17 protein-coding genes, 1 tRNA gene and 2 riboswitches are annotated in these 21,279 nt (G+C 64.5%); of the genes, 10 read left to right on the plus strand and 8 right to left on the minus strand.

Annotated features, from left to right (window positions below):
* Window positions 1–96: 96 nt before the first annotated feature.
* A complete protein-coding gene (locus tag PCA31118_RS17920) occupies window positions 97–930 on the plus strand; it encodes an ABC transporter ATP-binding protein (RefSeq protein ID WP_044457447.1) in 834 nt (277 codons plus the stop codon).
* 53 nt (window positions 931–983) lie between these two features.
* Window positions 984–1,829: an ABC transporter permease gene (locus tag PCA31118_RS17925; protein ID WP_150626582.1), complete on the plus strand. Its 846-nt coding sequence runs from the start codon at window positions 984–986 to the stop codon at window positions 1,827–1,829.
* A 113-nt stretch (window positions 1,830–1,942) separates the two neighbouring features.
* On the opposite strand, the gene PCA31118_RS17930 is transcribed toward PCA31118_RS17925, so the two are convergent.
* The 4 genes from PCA31118_RS17930 to PCA31118_RS17945 all read right to left on the minus strand — a co-directional run bounded on the left by PCA31118_RS17930 (window position 1,943) and on the right by PCA31118_RS17945 (window position 5,418).
* Window positions 1,943–2,545: a BPSL1445 family SYLF domain-containing lipoprotein gene (locus PCA31118_RS17930; protein WP_150626461.1), complete on the minus strand. Its 603-nt coding sequence runs from the start codon at window positions 2,543–2,545 to the stop codon at window positions 1,943–1,945.
* Window positions 2,546–2,876: 331 nt separating this feature from the next.
* On the minus strand, window positions 2,877–3,380 hold the full coding sequence (locus tag PCA31118_RS17935; protein WP_150626462.1) for a hypothetical protein: 504 nt from the start codon (window positions 3,378–3,380) through the stop codon (window positions 2,877–2,879).
* A gap of 41 nt (window positions 3,381–3,421) precedes the next feature.
* Window positions 3,422–4,303, minus strand: a complete 882-nt coding sequence (locus tag PCA31118_RS17940) for a response regulator (protein ID WP_150626463.1) — start codon at window positions 4,301–4,303, stop codon at window positions 3,422–3,424.
* Between the two features lie 11 nt (window positions 4,304–4,314).
* On the minus strand, window positions 4,315–5,418 hold the full coding sequence (locus tag PCA31118_RS17945; RefSeq protein WP_150626464.1) for an ATP-binding protein: 1,104 nt from the start codon (window positions 5,416–5,418) through the stop codon (window positions 4,315–4,317).
* Window positions 5,419–5,760: 342 nt separating this feature from the next.
* Between PCA31118_RS17945 and PCA31118_RS17950 the strand changes: the two genes are divergently transcribed.
* Both PCA31118_RS17950 and PCA31118_RS17955 read left to right on the plus strand, forming a co-directional pair.
* The gene (locus PCA31118_RS17950) at window positions 5,761–6,474 is read left to right on the plus strand and encodes a flagellar basal body L-ring protein FlgH (RefSeq protein ID WP_174990517.1); all 714 of its coding nucleotides are present in this window, start codon (window positions 5,761–5,763) and stop codon (window positions 6,472–6,474) included.
* Complete coding sequence (locus PCA31118_RS17955) at window positions 6,474–7,007, plus strand: hypothetical protein (protein WP_150626466.1); 534 nt, start codon at window positions 6,474–6,476, stop codon at window positions 7,005–7,007. The genes PCA31118_RS17950 and PCA31118_RS17955 overlap by 1 nt, the downstream gene beginning before the upstream one ends.
* Here PCA31118_RS17955 and PCA31118_RS17960 read toward each other — a convergent pair.
* Window positions 6,907–8,025, minus strand: a complete 1,119-nt coding sequence (locus PCA31118_RS17960; protein WP_150626467.1) for a hypothetical protein — start codon at window positions 8,023–8,025, stop codon at window positions 6,907–6,909. The two genes, PCA31118_RS17955 and PCA31118_RS17960, sit on opposite strands and share 101 nt — an antisense overlap.
* Window positions 8,026–8,320: 295 nt before the next feature.
* Window positions 8,321–8,396, minus strand: a tRNA-Arg gene (locus PCA31118_RS17965).
* Window positions 8,397–8,787: 391 nt separating this feature from the next.
* Between PCA31118_RS17965 and PCA31118_RS17970 the strand changes: the two genes are divergently transcribed.
* Window positions 8,788–9,681, plus strand: a complete 894-nt coding sequence (locus tag PCA31118_RS17970) for a c-type cytochrome (RefSeq protein WP_150626468.1) — start codon at window positions 8,788–8,790, stop codon at window positions 9,679–9,681.
* Between the two features lie 129 nt (window positions 9,682–9,810).
* Here the strand turns inward: PCA31118_RS17970 and PCA31118_RS17975 are convergent, their stop codons facing one another.
* On the minus strand, window positions 9,811–10,587 hold the full coding sequence (locus PCA31118_RS17975; protein WP_150626469.1) for a metallophosphoesterase: 777 nt from the start codon (window positions 10,585–10,587) through the stop codon (window positions 9,811–9,813).
* A 508-nt stretch (window positions 10,588–11,095) separates the two neighbouring features.
* Window positions 11,096–13,204 (minus strand): UvrD-helicase domain-containing protein, encoded by a 2,109-nt coding sequence (locus tag PCA31118_RS17980; protein ID WP_150626470.1) that lies wholly within the window; start codon window positions 13,202–13,204, stop codon window positions 11,096–11,098.
* Between the two features lie 429 nt (window positions 13,205–13,633).
* Here PCA31118_RS17980 and PCA31118_RS17985 point away from each other — a divergent pair, with 429 nt between their 5' ends.
* The 5 genes from PCA31118_RS17985 (at window position 13,634) to PCA31118_RS18005 (ending at window position 21,224) form a co-directional block, all read left to right on the plus strand.
* Window positions 13,634–14,548 carry a hypothetical protein gene (locus PCA31118_RS17985; RefSeq protein WP_150626471.1) on the plus strand — a complete coding sequence of 305 codons (915 nt, stop codon included), beginning with the start codon at window positions 13,634–13,636 and terminating at the stop codon, window positions 14,546–14,548.
* A gap of 128 nt (window positions 14,549–14,676) precedes the next feature.
* Window positions 14,677–14,773, plus strand: a riboswitch (glycine riboswitch).
* Between the two features lie 8 nt (window positions 14,774–14,781).
* Window positions 14,782–14,895: riboswitch (glycine riboswitch) on the plus strand.
* 162 nt (window positions 14,896–15,057) lie between these two features.
* Window positions 15,058–16,164 carry a glycine cleavage system aminomethyltransferase GcvT gene (gene gcvT / locus PCA31118_RS17990; RefSeq protein ID WP_150626472.1) on the plus strand — a complete coding sequence of 369 codons (1,107 nt, stop codon included), beginning with the start codon at window positions 15,058–15,060 and terminating at the stop codon, window positions 16,162–16,164.
* Window positions 16,165–16,238: 74 nt separating this feature from the next.
* Window positions 16,239–16,622, plus strand: a complete 384-nt coding sequence (gene gcvH / locus PCA31118_RS17995) for a glycine cleavage system protein GcvH (protein WP_150626473.1) — start codon at window positions 16,239–16,241, stop codon at window positions 16,620–16,622.
* Window positions 16,623–16,751: 129 nt separating this feature from the next.
* The gene (gene gcvP / locus PCA31118_RS18000) at window positions 16,752–19,679 is read left to right on the plus strand and encodes an aminomethyl-transferring glycine dehydrogenase (protein WP_150626474.1); all 2,928 of its coding nucleotides are present in this window, start codon (window positions 16,752–16,754) and stop codon (window positions 19,677–19,679) included.
* A gap of 141 nt (window positions 19,680–19,820) precedes the next feature.
* Window positions 19,821–21,224, plus strand: coding sequence for an L-serine ammonia-lyase (locus tag PCA31118_RS18005; RefSeq protein ID WP_150626475.1), 1,404 nt, complete (start codon window positions 19,821–19,823; stop codon window positions 21,222–21,224).
* Window positions 21,225–21,279: the final 55 nt, after the last annotated feature.

Below are 21,279 nucleotides of genomic sequence, written 5' to 3' on the forward strand. Positions count from 1 at the left end.
AATGCCGAGCGCCCGCACCTGACGAAAGTCCGGTGTGCGGGGGCGCTCAACCCCAAGAAACCGTAACAACCGTTCCGACGTTATCAGGAGCCGGGCATGACCCAGACCCTTACCCCCACGGCACCGGCACGCGCAGCAAGCGCCGTGTCGCGCGATACGCCCGCCATCGAGTTCGACAATGTGTCGTGCCGCTTCATCTCGCCGGACGGCAAGGCCACCGTCGCGCTGCGCAACTTCAGCATGTCGGTGGCGCGCGGCGAGTTCGTCGCCATCGTCGGGCCGACCGGCTGCGGCAAGTCGACCACGCTCTCGATGATCACCGGCCTGCTGCGCCCGACCGCCGGCAGCGTGCGGGTGATGGGCCAGCCCGTGAACGGCATCGACCCGCGCATCGGCTTCGTCTTTCAGAACGACGCCGTCTTCCCGTGGCGCAGCGTGCGCGAGAACGTGGCCGCCGGGCCACTGTTTCGCGGGCAGTCGAAAGACGCCGCCTATGCACTGGCGGACGAGTGGATTCGCCGCGTGGGGCTCGATAAGTTCGGCAGCCACTATCCGCATCAACTCTCCGGCGGCATGCGCAAACGCGTGGCGCTGGCGCAGACATTCATCAACAACCCCGAAATCCTGTTGATGGACGAACCGTTCTCCGCGCTCGACATGCAAACACGCACGCTGATGCAGGACGAACTGCTGCAACTGTGGTCGTCGACCTCCGGCTCGGTGGTGTTCGTTACCCACGATCTGGAAGAAGCCATCGCGCTGGCCGACCGGGTGTTCGTGCTCACTGCGCGCCCGGCCACGTTGAAGAACACGTACACGATCGATCTGCCGCGTCCGCGCGTGATGTCCGAGATTCGCTACGAACAGCGCTTCATCGACATCTCCCGCGAAATCTGGGCGGACCTGCGTGAAGAAGTGAAGATCGGCTGAGCAAGGACGAACAAGGAGTCATGGACATGAGCGAACAAGCCGTGGTGGCAGCAATGACGGGCATCGGCGACGCCGATCTCGCCCGCGAGGAAGCGGCGGCGCAACGCCGTATCAAACAACGTCGTGCGCTGGTCGTGTTCCTGCGCGTGGCGATTCTGGTGGTCGGGCTGGGCGGCTGGGAACTGGCCGCGCGACTGGGCTGGATCGATCCCTTCTTCTTCTCGCAGCCGACGCTGATCGTGCAGCAGATTTACGACTGGTGTGTCGAAGGCACGTCGCAGGGACCGCTGTGGACGCAGGTGCTCGTCACGCTCGAAGAGACCGTGCTGGGCTTCCTGATCGGTGGTGTGGCCGGCGTGATCTGCGGCATCGTGCTCGGGCGCAACAAGTTGCTTTCCGATGTTTTCAGTCTCTACATTCAGATCGCCAACTCGATTCCGCGCGTGGTGCTCGGCTCGATCTTCGTGATCGCGTTCGGTCTGGGCATGGCGTCGAAAGTCGCACTGGCCGTCGTGATGGTGTTCTTCGTGGTGTTCGCCAATGCGTTTCAGGGCGTACGGGAAGCCGACCGCTACATGATCGCGAATGCACAGATTCTGGGGGCGTCGCGCCGCCAGGTGACGATGTCGGTCGTGATTCCGTCGGCGCTGTCGTGGATTCTCGCGAGCCTGCACGTGAGCTTCGGCTTCGCGCTCGTGGGCGCGGTCGTCGGCGAATTCCTCGGCTCGAAGCAGGGCATCGGGCTGCTGATCTCGACGGCGCAGGGGGCCTTTAACGCGAGCGGCGTGTTCGCGGCCATGATCGTGCTGGCGGTCGTGGCGCTTGGCGCGGACTGGCTGCTCACTTCGCTTGAGAAACGTCTGCTGAAGTGGCGTCCGGCCGCATTCTCGAACGAGTAAGTCCGCCGGAGCGTTTTGCTGCTGCCATCGACAAAGCGGCGCCCCCCGTGAAGGGAGGCGCCGCTTTGTCCTTTGGAGACGACCCGGGTCGTCAGTCGTCGATCGTCGGTGCGTCAGATCTTGAGCTTCGTGACCTTCGTGCCTTCGATGTTCAGGTTGGCCATGAGACCAGCGTTGGTCATCACAATCACTTCCACCGGCGAGGTGGCGGTGTTCAGATCGACCGCACCGTTCGCCCCGATCTTGACCACGGCCACCGACGCGTCGGCCCCTGCCGTCCAGCCATCCGTGCGCTGGAATTTGTCGAGCGCGTCCTGCGTCATGAACAGGAAGATGACGGCCTTCGACTGGGCACCGATTTGCAGACCGAACGAGGCGGTCACGGTGTTGTAATAGCCCTTGGTGGCGCCACCGACACGCAATGCCCCTTCGCCGTATTCGCCACCCACGACGAAACCGGCTTGCAGCACGGACGGGAACACCAATACGCCATGCGCCTTGTTGACCAGTTCGCGCGACCCCTTCACGGACGCGTACATCTTGTCGAGCGCACCGCTCACGGCGGAATCGATTTCACGACGCTTGTTGGTGTTGGCGCCGGCAGAACTGTCGCTCTTGTCGGCTTGCGACGGCGTGGTGGTCGTGCAACCAGCCAGCGCGAATGCGGCGGCGGCAACGGCTGCGGAAGATTTCATCAGGAATTCGCGTTTTTGCATTTTCTCCCTCCGGAAAGCGTGTGCCGCGCGCAAAGCGTGACGGCGTGGATGCGGATAAAACGTCAGGCCGATGAGAAGGCTCCTGACGGAGCCAAGCCCAACGGCAATGAAGCGGATGAAGAGGACGATCGTTTTGGCATCCGACGGATGCCGGGGACCGGCCAGAGAGCGTAGCGTGCCATCCGCTTTCATGATCGAGCCCTTTTTCGAGCATGGATGGCAATGCATCGGCGTGACGTCGATTATGCGGCCTCTGCCGGTATTGTCAAGAAAATCGCGCGATAAGTTCCGCTAACGTGATGCTAACTTTCGCTAACTTGTAGGTGTGCGCCTACGTGCACTCGCGCATGTATTGCTCTTTGAGCGCTTTGCGCGGGTTTGTGCGTGTAGGAATGTCGACGCGATTGCCTGCGGGTGAGTCCACACGCTGATCGCGGGTGTACACCGGCTTGTCCGGCGTGTTGGCGATCTTGTCGGCGAGGGCGCGGCAGTGTTCGCGTCGGTTCGGCTCGGCACTCGCGGCGGTTGCCGACTGTGCGGCGGCCTGATCGCGTGCGGCCTGAGAGCACTGGTCGGCGGGGAGTGGGCGACCGACGCTGTCGAAGCACACGGGCGTTTGTGCGAACGCAAAACCGCTGGCGCCGAGCAAGGCTGTGGCGGCAACGACTTTCCACAGCGCGTGCGTGGACCGACGAGGCGTAGGTGCGCCGTCAAACTCGGGACTGCCAAGTAATGTGGACGGGAATGCGGGCGTGGCGCCGGATACGGCGCCGGCAGGTTTCGATGGCTCGGAACTCAGGAACATCGGGGACAGCGTGGCGGTGCGGCGTGGCATCGACATTCTCCTCAATGGATCCCGCTTTGGCGCGGGTGCGCCTATTCTGGCATCGCCGCTGCCGGGTTGTCGATAGCCGCGACGTCACGTCGCGCTGCGAGCGCGCCCGGACGGTCCGTTCGCAATTCGAGCCGGTACCCCACGCCATAGATCGAACGCACGATTTCTTCGTCCGGCCGGATCGCCTGCAATTTGCGTCGAAGATTCTTGATGTGGCTGTCGACCGTGCGGTCCGCGACCACCCGATGGTCGTCGTACATGCGATCGAGCAGATGAGCGCGTGGAAAGGTCTTGTCGGGATGGCTCGCCAGCGTGGCGAGCAGGCGCAGTTCGACCGGGGTGAGCGGTAGCTCGTGCCCATCGAGTCGGGCATGATGGCGCACGGCGTCGATCACAAGCGCCGGCGTTGGCGGCGCGGTGCTGCTCGCCGCAGCGCCGGCCACCGCCGCGTTGCCCCGCACCCGACGCAAAATGGCCTTGACTCGCGCCACGACTTCCCGCGGACTGAAGGGCTTGCAGATATAGTCGTCGGCGCCCAGTTCGAGGCCCAGCAGACGGTCGGTCTCGGCCGCGCGGGCAGTGAGCATCACGATGGGCACTTCGGAGACCTCGCGCACCGCGCGGCACACCTCCAGGCCGTCCATGCCGGGCAACATCAGATCGAGCAGCACCAGTCGCGGCTCGGTGACGCGCACGGCGGGCAGCACGTCACGTCCGTCCGTCAGAATCCGGCAGGGCATGCCGGCCACGCGCAGATACTCGGCGAGCAATGCGGCGAGCTTCGGTTCGTCCTCGACGATCAGGATCGGCGCGCTGTCGGGGAGCGTTGCCGCAACGGGGGGCGATGCGCCGCTCGCGGCAGAAGACGGAAGCGCAAGTGCGGGCGAAATGCTCTGCGAGGATGTCGACGAGTGCGTGTGCATGGCGGGCGGGCTCAACTCAGGGTCGTCAGGGTTTGGGTGCCGAAGCAAGTGGTGGCCGCGCTCAGCGCACAGGCCGATGAAGGGGAGGTGAGGGCGGCCGCATTCTGACGCGGCAGCGTGATCGACAGCGCCAGCCCGCCCAGCGGCGAATGCCGCGCGACGATCTGGCCACCGTGCGCTTCCACGATGTGTTTGCACAACGCCAGGCCGAGGCCGGCGCCACCGCTGCGTCGACTGCGCGAGGCCTCCACACGGAAGAGCCGCTCGAACAGTCGGGGCAGCGCGTCGTTAGGCACGCCGGGCTCGGAGTCTTCGATATCGAGACGCAAATGCGCGTCGGTTGCCGACAGATACACGCCGACCGCGCCACCGCCGTCGGTGTAGCGCAACGAATTCTCGAACAAATTGCCGATCAGCTGGGTGAGACGGTGCAGGTCGCCGTCGATCATGAGGGTCTCGTCGGGCAGATGGACGTTCAGCGAAATGCCCTTCGCCTCGAACCAGTCGCGAAACGCGTTCACCGAGGTCGCCACGTGTTCGGTCATGTCGACGGGCGCAAATTCGTAGGTGAGCGCACCCACATCCGAGAGCGACAACTCGTACAGATCGTCGATCAACTTCGACAACTGCGAGATTTCCACGCGCAGCGAGGCGAGGGCGTCCTGCGTGAGCGGGCGCACGCCGTCTTCCATCGCTTCGATTTCACCGCGAAGTATCGAGAGCGGGGTGCGCAGCTCATGCGAGATGTCGGCGAGCAAGTTGCGACGCAAGCGGTCGTTCTGCGCGAGCGTGTCAGCCAGACGGTTCAGGTCGATGGCCAGCCGCGCGAGCTCGTCGCCACCGGCAGTGGGCACGCGTACGCTGTAGTCGCCCGTCGCCATGCGGTGCGTGGCTTCGAGCAGGGGGGTGACGGGCACGAGCAGCCGTTGTGCAACGCGCAGCGCGATGGCGCCCAGCAGCGCCACGCCGAGAATCGTCAGGTACATCAGATTGTCGCCACGCAGCCAGTCATGCCCGCTCACGGCCGCCCGCACGACGACCGTCGTGGCCGCCATCGTGACCAGACCCGTCGCGAAGATCGCGAGGAAAAGCTTGCGGGCGATGCCTGAGTTCATGCGTTGGGTGCGTTCGACTCAATGGGTTGGAGAACCGGCTCGACGGGGACAAAGCCTCACGAGCGGAATCACTCGACCCGGTCGGGCGAATGTCGCCTGGCCCGGGTCGGCGCGCCATTCTCTCAGCTTCGGCCGGCGGCGCGTCGGGCCTCCACAAATTTTCCTCTATTTGTGCGCAGTGACTCCACCGGCGCTTCTTACTATGCCTCTCGAAGCCGGTTGCCGCACCGTCGTCTTCCTGTGTTCGGGTCTGCTACCGAGGACCCATCGGTTCCATCGTTTATCTCATTCTCGAAAGACATCCGGATGCGGCATCCGGGAACGGCGCGGGGGCGCCTCACCATGTCGAAACTCTCGATGCTGGCGCACATGGCTGCGCGTGTCCTGCTGCGCGCACCCGCGCGGGCGGCAATGTTTGCGCTCACCGTCACGGGCGCCGCGCTGGGCGGGTGTTCCAGTCCGCAGGTGACGACCACGCCCATGGCCGTGATGCCGATGCCGCGCGTGGCGAACGTGCAGACCGCGGGATCCATCTATCAGCCGACGACGGCGACGAACTGGTTTGAGACGCCGGTCGCGCACCGTGTCGGCGACCTGCTGACGATCGCCGTGTCCGAGAACTCGACCGGCGCGAGCAAATCGCAGAGCGACACCACGCGCAACGCGAGCGCGACGGCCAAGAGCGCCAAGGCCGACGGGGCCGATTCGGTGCTGGAGCGGTGGTTCAACATCGGTCAGCAGGCGAGCAGCTTCAAGGGCAATGGCAGCAATACGTCGAGTTCGGCGCTGACCGGCACCATCGCTGTGGCGATCGTGGAGGTGTTACCCAACGGCGCTTATGTCGTGGGCGGCGAAAAGCAGGTCATGCAGGGGCGCAACATGGAGACGTTCCGGTTCACCGGCGTGGTGAATAAATTCGATATTTCTCCGGCCAACGTGGTGGCGTCGAGCAAGGTCGGTCAAGCCAGGGTCGCACGCGTGGACGACGGCCAGGTCGCCAGCGGTACCAGCGGCGGTTGGTTGCAGTCGATCCTGCTCGACGTATCGCCTTTCTGATGAAGCGCCTCGCGATGGTGCTGGCGCTGGCAGCGGCGGCCAGCACGAGTCTGGGCGGTTGTCTCTTTGCAACGCCTGCGCCCGTGATCGCGGCGCAGGTGGCGGCCACGATGGTGTCCACCGGCGTGGTGCTCTCCGACCAGTTGCCGTCGGTGGCGCCGCCGACGGAGCCGGCCGCGCCTGAACTGCTCTCGCGCGGCATGTGCATCGAACTCTCGCCGGACGGCATTTCCGATCTATTGCCCGCGATTCAGGGTCGTCTGCGGGCGTATGGCATCGTCAGCACGATCTACAGCCCCGGCACCTGGCCGACGGGCTGTGTCGTCCTCAATTACACGGTGCGGCGCGCGTGGCGCAACTCGCTGTGGGGAAACTCGCCAAGCGAGTATCTGGCGTACGCCACGCTCACGCTCAGTCAGAACGGGGCTGTCATCAATACGGTGTATTTCGACGGGCGGTCGTCAACGGTGGAGTCCTGGGCGGCGTCGAATTCGCGCATGGCGCAACTGGTGGATCGGCTGGTGGTTTTTTGACGTCTGGCGATGGGGATTCCAAGGTGGCGTGAAGCCGGCGTCGATGCGGCATGACATAGGTGTTCACGTTCGACGGCTTCATGTGGGACAGCAGGGCGATGTCCCGTGCCGTGAGCTCGGGCCATCGCAACAGGTAAATGGCGTGTTGGGTCTTGGTCGCGAACCGGTCGGCAGGGGCGAGCGCGAGAATGTCTTTCAGCTTCGAGGGCAACTCGACGAAGTCCGTATCGGCGCGCAGAATGTCCAGCCTGGCGCCCGATAGTCTGGCGATGGCGTTCGTCGACAGTGCGGGGTACAACGCGTGAAGCCGGCGTGCGTAGGCCATGGTGCTTTCCCGCCGGTGCGCGGGCGTGCGTCGCGCGATATCGAGCAACGGGCCATATTGGTTATCGCTTTGCACACGTGAAATTTTGCATCGCAGGCTCGAATGCTGGACATACGTGCGTTCCTGCGCGGATAGCGACGGATATGTCTGAAGGATTCGGCGTCGGTAATCGGCGATGAACTCGCCTTTTGTTCGCGGCATGTCGTGGACGATGCAGGCGATCGCCTGCGGAATCGGCCCGATCCGGTCGTGTTTGATCTGCGAGAGCGAGGCCCCCGACACGTGCGCGATCATCGCTTCGTCGTACAGCGGATGCTGCTGGCGAAGTTGTCTGGCGATGCGGATCTTGAAATGTCCCGCGTTCGGACGTTGGATGTTTTGACTCAGCATGCTTTGCGTCGCGACCCTGGCTGACAACTCTTGTGCGCGCAACGTCGACACGTTTGGGGACGGCAAGTGCGCCATTGGCTCACCGGTCTGCCAGTACGAGCGTGGGGGCGCCGACGTTTGCGCAAGCGTGAAGTCCGGGGCAGGTGCCTGACGGGCGACGCTCAGGTCCAGCGCCATCTCCTGCGCGGCAAAGCGGTTGTCTGGGGGCGCCGCCGCAGACGCAGGCCGAAGCTCAGGCTGGGGCGGATGCTGTATCCCGCGGCGCGACGCATCCAAGCCGAGGGAGTGTCCGTCGATACACATGTTTCACGCTCCGACACAGCGGATGGCGCGCCGCATCTCCTCAGTTTCGTCACCAACGAATCGAATCGCCGGACCACCGACCTGTCCGCCAATCGTGGCACCCAAGGGGCGTGCCGACCTTCGAGATTCGCCCAATGGCGCGAACGTGGCGGAAGAAAGGGAAAAAGGGGAAAAGCGGGAAAAGCGGGAAAAGCGGGAAAAGCATAAGGGACTGAAGGGAAACGGAGGTCCGAAACCAGACGGCCAATGTGCAAACGATTGAGCGACGCGCGGTGACGGTGGTGCTGATCGCAATTGGCGCGCCCGACTGGAATCGAACCAGTGACCCTCGGCTTCGGAGGCCGATACTCTATCCCCTGAGCTACGGGCGCTGTGCTGACCACCGGTGAAGAATGCGCGAGCGCGCGACCGGCAGGCAAAGGGTAGAAGCATAGCGGTTTTGCCGCGTCACGTCCATGCCCAGTGCATTCGCGCGCCCCACAATGCGGCAATTCGCTGCCAGACGCCCGTCCCGCGCGGAATTGACGTGCATGCAGTGCGTCCGCACTTTGCGCACGAAGCACGCGGAACACCGCTTTGCCTTTCGCGTAAGTTAGGGAAAATACGGGACTTTTTGCGGCGTCTGCGCACCGCCTTGGCGTGTCATCGCCTGAGGGTTTGTTGCTACAATGGTTCGTTATTTTGACTGGATGATGCCAGCTTCTGGTGCGGGCTATCCGGTGTGATGCACTCGGTTTCCACAAAAACTATTGAGAGATCCGCATGAGTGAAGCACATAACGAGCACGAGTCCCTGATCAAAACACCCAAGCAGCTCATCGCCGCCGTCATTGCCGGCTTCCTCGTTCCCATCGTCATCATCGTCTTGCTGGTCAACTATGTGGGCAACAATGCCCTGACCGGCGCGGGCAGTTCCGCCATGACCGAAAAAGCCATCGCCGAGCGCATTGCGCCCGTGGCGCACGTCGAGGTGAAGGACGCCAACGCGCCGCGTGTCTACCAGACCGGCGAACAACTCTACAAGGCCGTTTGCGCGGCTTGCCATGCGTCCGGTGCCGCAGGTGCGCCGAAGCTCGGTTCCACCGAGGACTGGGCGCCGCGCATCAAGCCCGGTTACGACGAAATGCTCAAGATTGCGCTGGCCGGCAAGGGCGCCATGCCCGCACGCGGCGGCACCAGCCCCGACGATGTGACGGATTACGAAATCGGTCGTGCCATTGTCTACATGGCCAACGCCTCGGGCGGCAAGCTGCAAGAGCCTGCCGAACCGGCGAAGCCGGCCTCGGGTGCCGCCGCTGCGACATCTGCGCCGGCTGCCGCTTCCGGCGCTGACGCCGGAAGCGCTGCCGCAGCGGCTGCGGCCATGGCCTCGCTCAAGACCGCCGCACCGGCTGCCGCCAGCGCCGGCGGTAACCTGGACGCAGGCAAGAAGCTCTACGACACCGTCTGCATGGCTTGCCACGCCAGCGGCGTGATGAACGCGCCCAAGTTTGGCGACAAGGCGGCATGGGCGCCGCGTATCGCCACGGGCATCGACACGCTGCACAACGCCGCCATCAAGGGGCTGAACGCCATGCCGCCGAAGGGCGGGGCCGCCAATGCGTCGGACGACGACGTCAAGGCCGCCGTCGACTATATGGTGAGCGCGGCCAAGTAAGGGCCTCGCGCGCTCGAACACTCCCATGAAAAATCCCCGCTTCGGCGGGGATTTTGCTTTTCTGCTCCAGCCGGTGCGGTTGGCTCCGCAGTTGGCACCTGCACTCGGCCGTTTCCCGGCGGCCAGGGATCAGACCTTCACGACCTTCTGCGGATCGAACGCCGGGTTCTCGATCCGCCCTTCAAAGCAGTAGCCGCGCGGATTGCACAGCACACGCGTGTGGCCGACGCGATAGTCGAACGAATCGTGCGTATGACCGTGCACCCACAATGCGGCGTCCGATGACTCGATGAGCGAGGTCAAATCCGAAATGAACGCCGGATTGACGAGCGAACCCGAAAAGCGCGGATGAATGCTCTGCGGTGTCGGCGCATGATGGGTGACCACGACCGTCGGGCCGTCGTGCGGGGTGGCGAACGCGCGCGCCAGCCAGGCCACGTTCTCGCGACACAGCGCAGCACTGTCGTCCGGCGTGAAGAACGGCAAATCCGACCAGGGGGCGGCGGGGTCCCCGACGCGTATGCGCGTGAAGTCCCGAACGAATTTCTGCGACTCTTCGATCACTGCGTCGTGCTTGCCTTCGGCGTCGTAAAGCGCAAAGTCGCTCCACAACGTGGTGCCGACGAAACGCACGCCGTCGATCACTGCGGCGCCGCGTTCGAGCAGATGGACGTTGCTGCCGGCGGTGAGGCGTCGCAATTCGGCCAGCGTGCCGGCAAGCGTCGCGCCGTAAAACTCGTGGTTGCCGGGGACATAAATGACCGGGCGCGGCAATTGCTTCGCCCATTCGATGGCCTGAGCCGGACGGCCAATGTCGCCGGCAAGAATCGTGACGTCGGCGTCCACGTCCGGAATGGCCAGCGGGGCCACGGACAAATGCAGGTCAGACAGGATATGCAGTCTCACGCACCACGCTCCACAAAGGCTTGAGATCGGTGCCGCACACGCGTCGCTGCGATGTGCGTCGGAGATGACGCCTGACGTTGCAGGAGGGTGTCGGCATTGGACCGAAATCAACGCAATTCACGTATTGTTTCGCCCGTTTTTTACCGACTATCGCCCGCGCAGCCGCGATGGTCAAGATATCTTTGTCTTCGAAAGGATGGGGTCCTATAGTGAAACGTCACTTCATTCCACCTGACGAGAGGAGGCTAGCCTATGCGGAAATTGATGGTTGCAGTCCTGCTTTGTTTGACCGGTCTGGCGGGAGTCGTCGTGGCGTCGAGCCCGGCCACCGCATGTGACCAGACGTCTTCGGGTAGTGGCAAGTAGCAGTTCGAGCAGCAAGCCAGCATTGGCTTCCCGGCGCGCCTGCCGCCGCCGACAGCCCCGGTAAGGACGTCGCCGTTCCTCAGACCAGCCCCCGCATGCGGGGGCTCTTCGTTTGAGGCGCCAGATTTCAGCTGCCCGATATTCAGGCGCCAGAAGCGCTCGGTGTCTTGTTCGCGCCGCCGGCAAGCATGGCCTTGAGGCTGGCGAGCCGGTCCTTGGGCGACATGGGGGCGTCTTCGGGCGGTGGCGGCGGGGCCTCGTCGAGTTGCATCTCCGGCACGAAACGCGACACTTCGCACGAGTAGGTTTCCCGTGCGCGCTTACGCTTCTTGCACCACGATAGTTGCAACGTACGCTGCGCGCGCGTGATGCCCACATACATCAGGCGACGCTCTTCCTCGATCTTCTCGGCGGTGACTTCCTCGTCCTCGCGGATGTGCGGCAGGATGCCTTCTTCCACGCCCACGAGAAACACGTGCGGATATTCCAGTCCCTTGGACGCGTGCAGCGTGGACAGCCGCACGGCATCGGGATCGTCGCCGTCCCGACCTTCGAGCATCGACATCAGTGCAATGGTCTGCGTCAGTTCCATCAGACTCTTGGCATCGTCGTCCTGCGCGTCGAGCGTATCGAGGCCCTCGGCCGTGGCGGACACTTCACTGCGCGTGCCCTTGCGTTTCATCCATTCGAGGAATTCGAGTACGGTGGTCCAGCGCGACTGCGCCTGCCGCTCGTCGAACGTGTCGTACAGATAGGCTTCGTAATGAATGCCTTCCATGAGATCGTCGATGACCTCGTTGGCCGGGTCGCGCGCCGCGCGCGCCGCAATGCGCTGGATGAAGTCGCAGAACGCGCGCAGCGGGTCCAGCTGACGCGGCTGCAAGCGGGCTTCGACCGCGCCCATGTAGACCGCCTCGAAGAGCGACACCTTGGCCTGTCCGGCAAAGCTGCCAAGCACTTCGAGCGTGGTGCTGCCCACTCCGCGTCGCGGCGTAGTGACCGCGCGAATGAAGGCGGGATCGTCGTCGGGGTTGGCGAGCAGACGCAGATAAGCGCAAAGGTCCTTGATTTCCGCCTTGTCGAAAAACGACTGGCCGCCGGAGAGCACGTAAGGAATGCGCTCCCGACGCAGCACCTGTTCGAAGATGCGCGCCTGATGGTTGCCGCGATACAGGATCGCGTAGTCGCGGAATTCCGCGCGGCGCTCGAACTTGTGAGCCGACAGACGGAAGACGACGGACTCGGCCTCGTGCTCTTCGTCGTTCATGGCAGTCACGGTGATAGGATCGCCGAGACCGTGTTCGCTCCACAGCTTCTTTTCGAAGATTTTCGGATTCTTCGCGATGACGTTGTTCGCCGCCGTCAGAATGCGCGACGTCGAACGGTAGTTCTGTTCGAGCTTGATGACCTTGAGCGTCGGGAAGTCGACCTGGAGTTGCTTGAGGTTTTCGAGCGTTGCGCCACGCCATCCGTAGATCGCCTGGTCGTCGTCGCCCACCGCCGTGAAGGCGGCGCGCGGGCCCGCAAGCAGCTTGAGCAGGAGGTACTGGCAGGTGTTGGTGTCCTGGTACTCGTCGATGAGCAGATAGCGCAATTTGTTCTGCCAGCGATCGCGCACTTCCTCGTCGCGCGCGAAGAGTTCGGCCGGCAGGCGGATCAGATCGTCGAAGTCGACCGCCTGATAGGCCTGCAATGTCGCCATGTAATTGCGATAGACGACGGCGGCCTGATGCTCGTCGGCCGTTTCGGCGGCGGCGAGCGCCACTTCAGGCGTGACCAGACCGTTTTTCCACAGCGAGATGGCGGTCTGCACGCCGCGAATCATCGCCTTGTCGGTCGTGCCGAGCTGTTCCTGAATCAGCCCGAAGCAATCGTCGGCATCGAGAATCGAGAACTGCGGCTTGAGCCCGACGTTTTCGGCTTCGCGTCGAAGAATCTGCACGCCCAGCGAGTGGAACGTACAGATCGTGAGCTGATTGACGGGGACCTTGCGGCCTTCCTTGCCGGGCGTGGTCAGCGTTTTGCCTTCAAGTTGCTTGGCCACCCGCTCGCGCATTTCGGCGGCAGCCTTGTTGGTGAAGGTGACTGCCGCGATATGTTTCGGCTCGAAACCCTTCGCCTCGATCAGCCATGCGATCTTCTGCGTAATCACGCGCGTCTTGCCGCTGCCTGCACCGGCCAGCACGAGACAGGGGCCATCGAAATAATGCGTGGCTTCGTTCTGGGCAGGATTGAGCGGGAAGGACGACATGGTGTGAAGCGATGGGGGTCAAGGGTGAAGACGAAAGCAATGGCCGCGTGCCGCATGTCGGAAGGGGTTGCCATTCGCCCGGTCGATGCGTTGAGCGCGAGGGCGCATGCGTCGGGTGGTGGGCAAGTCTATCACGCACGACACCCCGGACCGTGACACCCCGAGGGCGTTGACAACGCCCTCGGCGCCCACTGTGGGGCCGACGCGACGCGTTGTCGCGCATGGGGCCGGACACGCTGGCGTCGACGCCGAGCGGGTGCCTATAATGAAAAACATTGCCATCGTGGTGAGGTCGCCGTGCAATGTCCAACCTGTGGGACGAACAATGCGACGCGTGCTCTGCGCTGTGTGAAGTGCGGGGCGCCCCTCGCGGATGCCGAACCGGGTTTCCGGGATGACGCTCTGGCTGCTTCGGCCGCCACGGCTGCTGTGGCTGCGGCCCCTGCAGCCGCCTCCGACCCCGGCGCGGCCGATGTCGTCGGCGCGGCGGGTGCGGCGCAGGCACCTTCACCGAATAGGACGACGTCGGGAAAGCGCGCAGGACGTGAGCGCAGGGGCGAGCCCGGGTGGCTCAACAGTGCGCTGGTGATCGGCACGGCACTGTTTGCCGCCATCGCCCTGCTCGGCATCTGGTGGAATCTGCGTGCGCCGTACGTCGATCCGGTGCCCAAGCCGCCTGGCGGCCTGGCCGTCACGCCGTTTAATTCCGGCAACGGTCTTCCGGCGGCAACGACGGCATCGGCGGTGGCGTCGGGTACGTCGGCCAATCCCACGAATGAGGCGTCGGCGGCGCTGGCACGCGCACAGGCGCTCGCGGCGGTGGACGCTGCGGCGTCTGGTTCAGCCGCCGAGATTGCTGCTACCACGAATCCGGGTTCCCCCGCGCCGCTGAGCGCGTCTGCCGCCACGGCGGCACTGACCGCTGCCGCGACGACGCTGCCCTCTGCTTCGTCCACCTCGTCCACCTTGTCTGCCCCGGCCCCGAGCACGCAGGCGACGACCAAATCCGCGCCGGACGAGATGATGCAACTGCTCAGTCGACAAGGCGGCGCGACGGCCAACGGCGGGGCAACGCGCCCGAGCGCCAACGCCGATCTGCCTGCGCATTACGATGGCGACGACATCGGCCCGCTTGCCGCTGCGCAGGCGCCGCAGCACCCCGTGTCCGCGCCGGCGGCGTCGTCACCGTCTGCGGCCACCACGATCGCGGCGGCGCTCGCCCAGTGCGAACGCTATCGCTGGTTCGAAGTGATACCGAAGCAACGCTGTATCTGGGCCGTCTGCAACGGCAGGTGGGGCCGGGATGGGTGTCCGGCAGGCACGAATCCGGGGGAGTCGCGCTAAAGGATCAGGAAACGACGGAGCGAGGAAGGGACGAAGGCAAGAAGGGAAGAAGGGGCGTGCGGCAGTTATCGGAAATCGGGCCGGATTTACGTCAAATTGACAGTCCCTGGCTTTCCCCGTAAAGTGCGCGAGCGTGGTCGGGAGAGCGCACCGGGAAGCACATGCCGGCGCCGCCGAAGGGGTAATACCCACAAACTCTCAGGCATCAAGGACCGTCCGCGCCGAAGGCATTGCCTTCGATCTCTGGAGAGCGGTTGCAGCGTGCAAAGGCGCGCGGGCAGCCCACCGAAGGGGCCGGTCACCACGTACCGGGCAATCTCTCAGGTACCAAGGACAGAGGGGTCATCTCGCCAACTGGCATTGCGCCGGGCAAGTGCATCAGCACGTGCCGCATGCGCCAAGTGCCGGTCGTCGAGATGACCCCTTTTGCATTTCCGGACGTCACGCACGCGCAGCGGCGACGTCGTCCGGAATTCACGAACCTTGACGCCTGACGGCCAGATGCCCCGATGACCGAACTCAAACGCACTCCGCTCAACGAAACGCACCGCGCCGCCGGCGCTCGCATGGTCGATTTCGGCGGCTGGGACATGCCCGTGAACTACGGCTCCCAGATCGAAGAGCACAACGCCGTTCGCACCGACGCCGGCATGTTCGACGTCTCGCACATGTGTGTGGTCGACCTGCACGGCCCGAGCTGCCGCGAATTCCTGCGCTTCGCGGTCGCCAACAACGTCGACAAGCTTCAAACCCCGGGCAAGGCGCTCTACACCTGCATGCTCAACCCGAGCGGCGGTGTGATCGACGACCTCATCATCTATTTCATTGCCGAAGACTGGTTCCGCATCGTCGTGAACGCCGGTACCGCCGACAAGGATCTGGCGTGGATCGGTCAGCTCAACGCGCACGGCGACTACAGCCTGACGATCACCCCCCGTCGCGATCTGTCGATCGTCGCCGTGCAGGGTCCGAACGCGCGCGCCAAGGTGTGGGAGGCAGTGCCGGGTGCGCAGGCGGCAAGCGAGGCCCTCAAGCCGTTCAATGCCGCGTTCGCCAAGGACACCCCTTTCGGCGAGCTGATGATTGCGCGCACCGGTTACACGGGCGAAGACGGCTTCGAAGTCATCGTGAACGCCGATCACGTGGTGGCGCTCTGGAATGCACTGGTCGCGCGCGGCGTGCGTCCGGCCGGGCTGGGCGCGCGTGACACGCTGCGTCTCGAAGCGGGCATGAATCTCTACGGGCAGGACATGGACGACGACGTCTCGCCGCTCGACGCCGGTCTGGGCTGGACCGTCGAGAAGGAAAGCGATCGCACGTTCGTCGGCAAGGATTCGCTGCTCTCGCGCGGCCAGACGTGGCGCTTCGCCGGTCTCGTGCTCGACGGCAAGGGCGGCGTGCTGCGCGCCCATCAGGTCGTGGTGACGGACGCGGGCGACGGCGAAATCACCAGCGGAACGTTCAGCCCGAGCCTCCAGCAATCCATCGCTTTCGCCCGCCTGCCCAAGGGCGTGCCGGACGGCGCCATCGTCCATGTGCAAATTCGTGACAAGCAATTGCCCGCACGTGTGGTCAAATTACCGTTCGTGCGTCACGGCAAGGCCGTGGTGGCCTGAGATCGGCGCCACGGTGCGGCGACACGAACCCCCGAAAACCGAATACCCCAAACACTGAATCCCGGAGCGTCAACATGGCGAACATCCCCGATAACCTGAAGTACACCCAGTCCGACGAATGGGCCCGCCTCGAAGCCGATGGCACCGTGACGGTCGGCATTACCGACTTCGCACAGGAATCCCTGGGCGACATCGTGTTCGTGGAGCTGCCGGACGTCGGCCGCACGGTGGCCGCCGACGAAGCGTCGACCGTGATCGAGTCGGTCAAGGCGGCGGCTGACGTGCACTCGCCGGTGAGCGGCGAAATCATCGAAGTCAACGAGGAAGTGCCGGGCTCGCCGGACCTGATCAACGGCGATGCGTACGGCAACTGGCTGTTCCGCGTGAAGCCGTCGAACACGGCTGAGCTTGACAACCTGCTCGACGCCGCAGGATACGCGGCGAAAATCGGCGCCTGACGCCGATGTGCGACGTCGCGAGGGCTTCGGTCCTCACGGCGTCGTGTGCCCCCGGGGCGACCTTGTGCGCGCCGGGGAGCCGTACCTCCCCCGCCGTCACTTGCCGTGAACGAACGAGAGATCTGACCCATGAATGCCTTGACTGACCTGCAAGCCCCGCGCCGCTCGCTCGCCGAGCTGGAGCAGCGCGAGAACTTCTCCGCGCGCCACATCGGGCCGGACACCCCCGAACAACAGGCCATGCTCTCCGAGCTTGGCTACGCCTCGCGCGCTGCGCTGATCGACGCCGTCGTGCCCGCCTCGATCCGCCGTAACGGCGAGCAGTTTGCCGCGTCGCTCGGCCAGTTCGCCGCAGCGAAGACCGAATCGCAGGCGCTGGCGCAACTGCGCGCGCTCGCCGACCAGAATCAGGTATTCAAGTCGTTCATCGGTCAGGGCTACTTCAACACGTTCACGCCTGGCGTGATTTTGCGCAACGTGCTCGAGAACCCCGCCTGGTACACGGCCTACACGCCATATCAGCCGGAAATCTCGCAAGGCCGTCTCGAAGCGCTGCTCAACTACCAGCAGATGATCATCGACATGACGGGCCTGGCGATCGCCAACGCGTCGATGCTCGACGAAGCGACCGCCGCTGCCGAAGCGATGACGCTGGTCAAGCGCACCGGCAAGTCGAAGTCGAACACGTTCTTCGTGGCTGACGACGTGCTGCCGCAGACCATCGAAGTGGTGCAAACGCGTGCCAAACCGCTGGGCATCGAAGTGCAGGTCGGCCCGGTGGCCGCTGCCGCCGAAGTCGATGCGTTCGGCGCGCTGGTGCAGTACCCGGGCGTGGGCGGCGATGTGCGCGACTACCGTGCACTGGCCGACGCGATCCACGCCAAGGGCGGCATGCTGATTGCCGCCGCCGATCTGCTCTCGCTCACGCTGCTCACGCCCCCGGGCGAGTGGGGCGCCGACGTGGCCGTGGGCAACAGCCAGCGTTTCGGCGTGCCGATGGGCTTCGGCGGTCCGCACGCGGCTTATCTGGCCACGCGTGACGAACTCAAGCGTTCGATGCCGGGCCGTCTGGTCGGCGTGTCGGTCGATTCGCAGGGCAAGCCCGCGCTGCGTCTGGCGCTGCAAACGCGCGAACAGCACATCCGTCGCGAGAAGGCGACCTCGAACATCTGTACCGCGCAGGCGCTGCTCGCCATCATGGCCAGCATGTACGCCGCGTATCACGGCCCGCAGGGGCTGCGTGTCATCGCCGAGCGAGTGCACCGTCTCACGGCCGTGCTGGCCGCCGGTCTTGCCGCACTGGGCGCCGCACCGCGCAACGCCACCTTCTTCGATACGCTGACGGTACCCGTGGCCGGTCGTGCCGATGCGGTACACACCGTGGCTGCCGCCCGCCGCTTCAACCTGCGTCGTGAAGACGCCGACACCGTTGGGATCTCGCTCGACGAGACCAGCACGCGCGACGATGTGATCGCGCTGTGGGAAGTCGTCGCCGAGGGGCTTGGCAAGAGCGCCGTATCGCTCGACTTCGACGCCATCGAAGCCACCGTCTCGAACGGTTTCCCGGCGGCGCTCGCGCGCCAGAGCGCGTATCTCACGCACCCGGTGTTCAATCGCTACCATTCCGAGCACGAAATGCTGCGCTATCTGCGCAGCCTGTCCGACAAGGATCTGGCGCTCGATCGCACGATGATCCCGCTGGGCTCGTGCACGATGAAGCTCAATGCCACGTCGGAGATGCTGCCGGTGACGTGGCCCGAATTCGGTCAGATTCACCCGTTCGCGCCGACGGAGCAGACCGTTGGCTATCGCACGATGATCGACCAACTGGAGCAGATGCTCGTGGCGGCCACGGGTTACGCCGCCGTGTCGCTGCAACCGAACGCCGGTTCGCAGGGCGAGTACGCCGGTCTGCTGATCATTCAGGCGTATCACGCCTCGCGCGGCGAAGCGCACCGTGACATCTGCCTGATCCCGGCATCGGCGCACGGCACGAACCCGGCGTCGGCGCAGATGGCCGGCATGCAGGTCGTCGTCGTCGCTTGCGACGCCAACGGCAACGTCGATCTGGCCGATCTGCAAGCGAAGGCCGAACAGCATCGCGACCGTCTCGCTGCCATCATGATGACCTACCCGTCCACGCACGGCGTGTTCGAAGCGGGGGCGCGTCAGATCTGCGAGATCGTGCATGCGAACGGCGGTCAGGTGTATGTCGATGGCGCGAACATGAATGCCATGGTCGGCCTGTGCGCACCGGGCGAGTTCGGCGGCGACGTCTCGCACCTGAATTTGCACAAGACGTTCTGCATTCCGCACGGCGGTGGCGGCCCGGGCGTCGGTCCGGTGGCGGTGGGCGCGCACCTCGCGCAATTCCTGCCGAACCAGCGCTCCACCGGTTATTCACGCGACGCTAGCGGCATTGGCGCCGTCTCGGCCGCACCGTACGGTTCGGCGTCGATTTTGCCGATCTCTTGGATGTACGTCGCCATGATGGGCGCGCAGGGTCTGACGGCTGCGACCGAGACCGCGATCCTGAATGCCAATTACCTCGCCAAGAAGCTCGCGCCGCATTATCCGGTGCTCTACACGGGCCCGGGCGGGCTGGTCGCGCACGAGTGCATTCTGGACCTGCGTCCGCTCAAGGACACCAGCGGCATTACGGTCGACGACGTCGCCAAGCGCCTGATGGACTTCGGCTTCCACGCACCGACGATGAGCTTCCCGGTGCCGGGCACGCTGATGGTCGAGCCGACCGAGTCGGAATCGAAGCATGAGCTGGACCGCTTCATCGAAGCCATGGTCACGATTCGCGAAGAAATCCGCGCGGTCGAGGAAGGCCGTGCCGATCGCGAAGACAACCCGCTCAAGCACGCGCCGCACACGGCCGATGTCGTGACGGCCGACGAATGGACGCACGCCTACGCGCGCAGCCAGGCGGCCTATCCCGTCAAGGCCCTGCGCGAGCGCAAGTACTGGCCGCCGGTCGGACGTGCCGATAACGTCTACGGCGACCGGAACCTGTTCTGCGCCTGTGTGCCGATGAGCGACTACGAATAACCAGCGTCGCGAAGTCTTGGCAAACGGGGGCCGGCAGAAACATTGCTGGCCCCTTTTTGTCTCTATGGATGTCACGCGAATGCGCCGGATCGGTCGCATTCGATACGTCACAAATACGTTTCAGAACTTCAGGAAAGTGCCATGGCCGTTTCAGTTTTCGATTTGTTCAAGATCGGTATCGGACCGTCGAGTTCGCATACCGTGGGGCCAATGCGCGCAGCGCTGATGTTCGTGCAGGGATTGGATCGCGACGGGCTGCTGCCCCAGGTGGCGACGCTGCGCGCCGAGTTGTATGGCTCGCTGGGCGCCACGGGCAAGGGGCACGGCACCGACAAGGGCGTGCTGCTCGGTTTCATGGGCGAGGCGCCGGATACCGTCGATCCGTCGACGATCGGCGCACGTCTCGCGACGATGCGCAAAGACAAGGTGCTGTCGGTGCTCGGCAGGCACGAGGTGCCCTTCATCGAGAAGGAGCACATGGTGTTCTACCGTCGCGAGGCGATGGCCGAGCATCCGAACGGCATGAAATTCCACGCGTTCGATGCGACGGGCAACAAGCTTCGCGAAGGGCGTTACCTGTCGGTCGGCGGCGGCTTCGTGGTCACGGCCGGGGCGTCGAATGCCCAGGTGCTCTCCGCACACGACCAGTTGCCGTATCCGTTCCGCACCGGGAAGGAACTGCTGGAGATGTGCCGCGCGAGCGGCAAGACGATTGCGCAGTTGATGTGGGAGAACGAGCGGGTGTGGCATCACGGCGAGCATGCGGAAGAAGACATTCGCCGCGGCCTGCTCAACATCTGGAGCGTGATGCAGTCGTGCGTGACGCGCGGTTGCGGCATCGGTAACGACGAAGCCGACGGCGAACTGCCTGGCCCGCTGCACGTGCGCCGCCGTGCGCCGGAACTGTACCGTCAACTGACGCAACGTGCAGAGCGTACGCTGTCCGATCCGCTGTCGGTGATGGACTGGGTGAACCTCTACGCGATCGCCGTCAACGAAGAGAACGCAGCGGGCGGACGCGTCGTGACGGCACCGACGAACGGCGCGGCGGGCATCATCCCCTCCGTGCTGCATTATTACGACCGCTTCGTGCACGGTGCGAACGAGCAGGGCGTGATCGACTTCCTGCTCACCGCGGGCGCCATCGGCATTCTCTACAAGCTCAACGCGTCGATTTCCGGGGCGGAAGTGGGTTGCCAGGGCGAAGTGGGTGTGGCTTGCTCGATGGCGGCAGGTGCGCTCGCGGCGGTGCTGGGCGGCACGGTCGAGCAGGTGGAAAACGCTGCCGAGATCGGCATGGAACACAACCTTGGTCTGACATGCGATCCGGTCGGCGGCCTCGTGCAGATTCCGTGCATCGAGCGCAACGCCATGGCGTCGGTCAAGGCGGTGAACGCCGCACGCATGGCGCTGCGCGGCGACGGCGCCCACTACGTGTCGCTCGACTCCGTCATCAAGACGATGCGCGAAACCGGCGCCGACATGAAGACGAAGTACAAGGAAACGGCACGCGGCGGATTGGCGGTGAATATCGTCGAGTGCTGATGCATTGATTGCTTGATCGTCGCGTCTTTCCCTGAATCCACACGGTTCGCGCCGT

Source organism: Pandoraea captiosa (assembly GCF_902459775.1).
Taxonomy (GTDB): domain Bacteria; phylum Pseudomonadota; class Gammaproteobacteria; order Burkholderiales; family Burkholderiaceae; genus Pandoraea; species Pandoraea captiosa.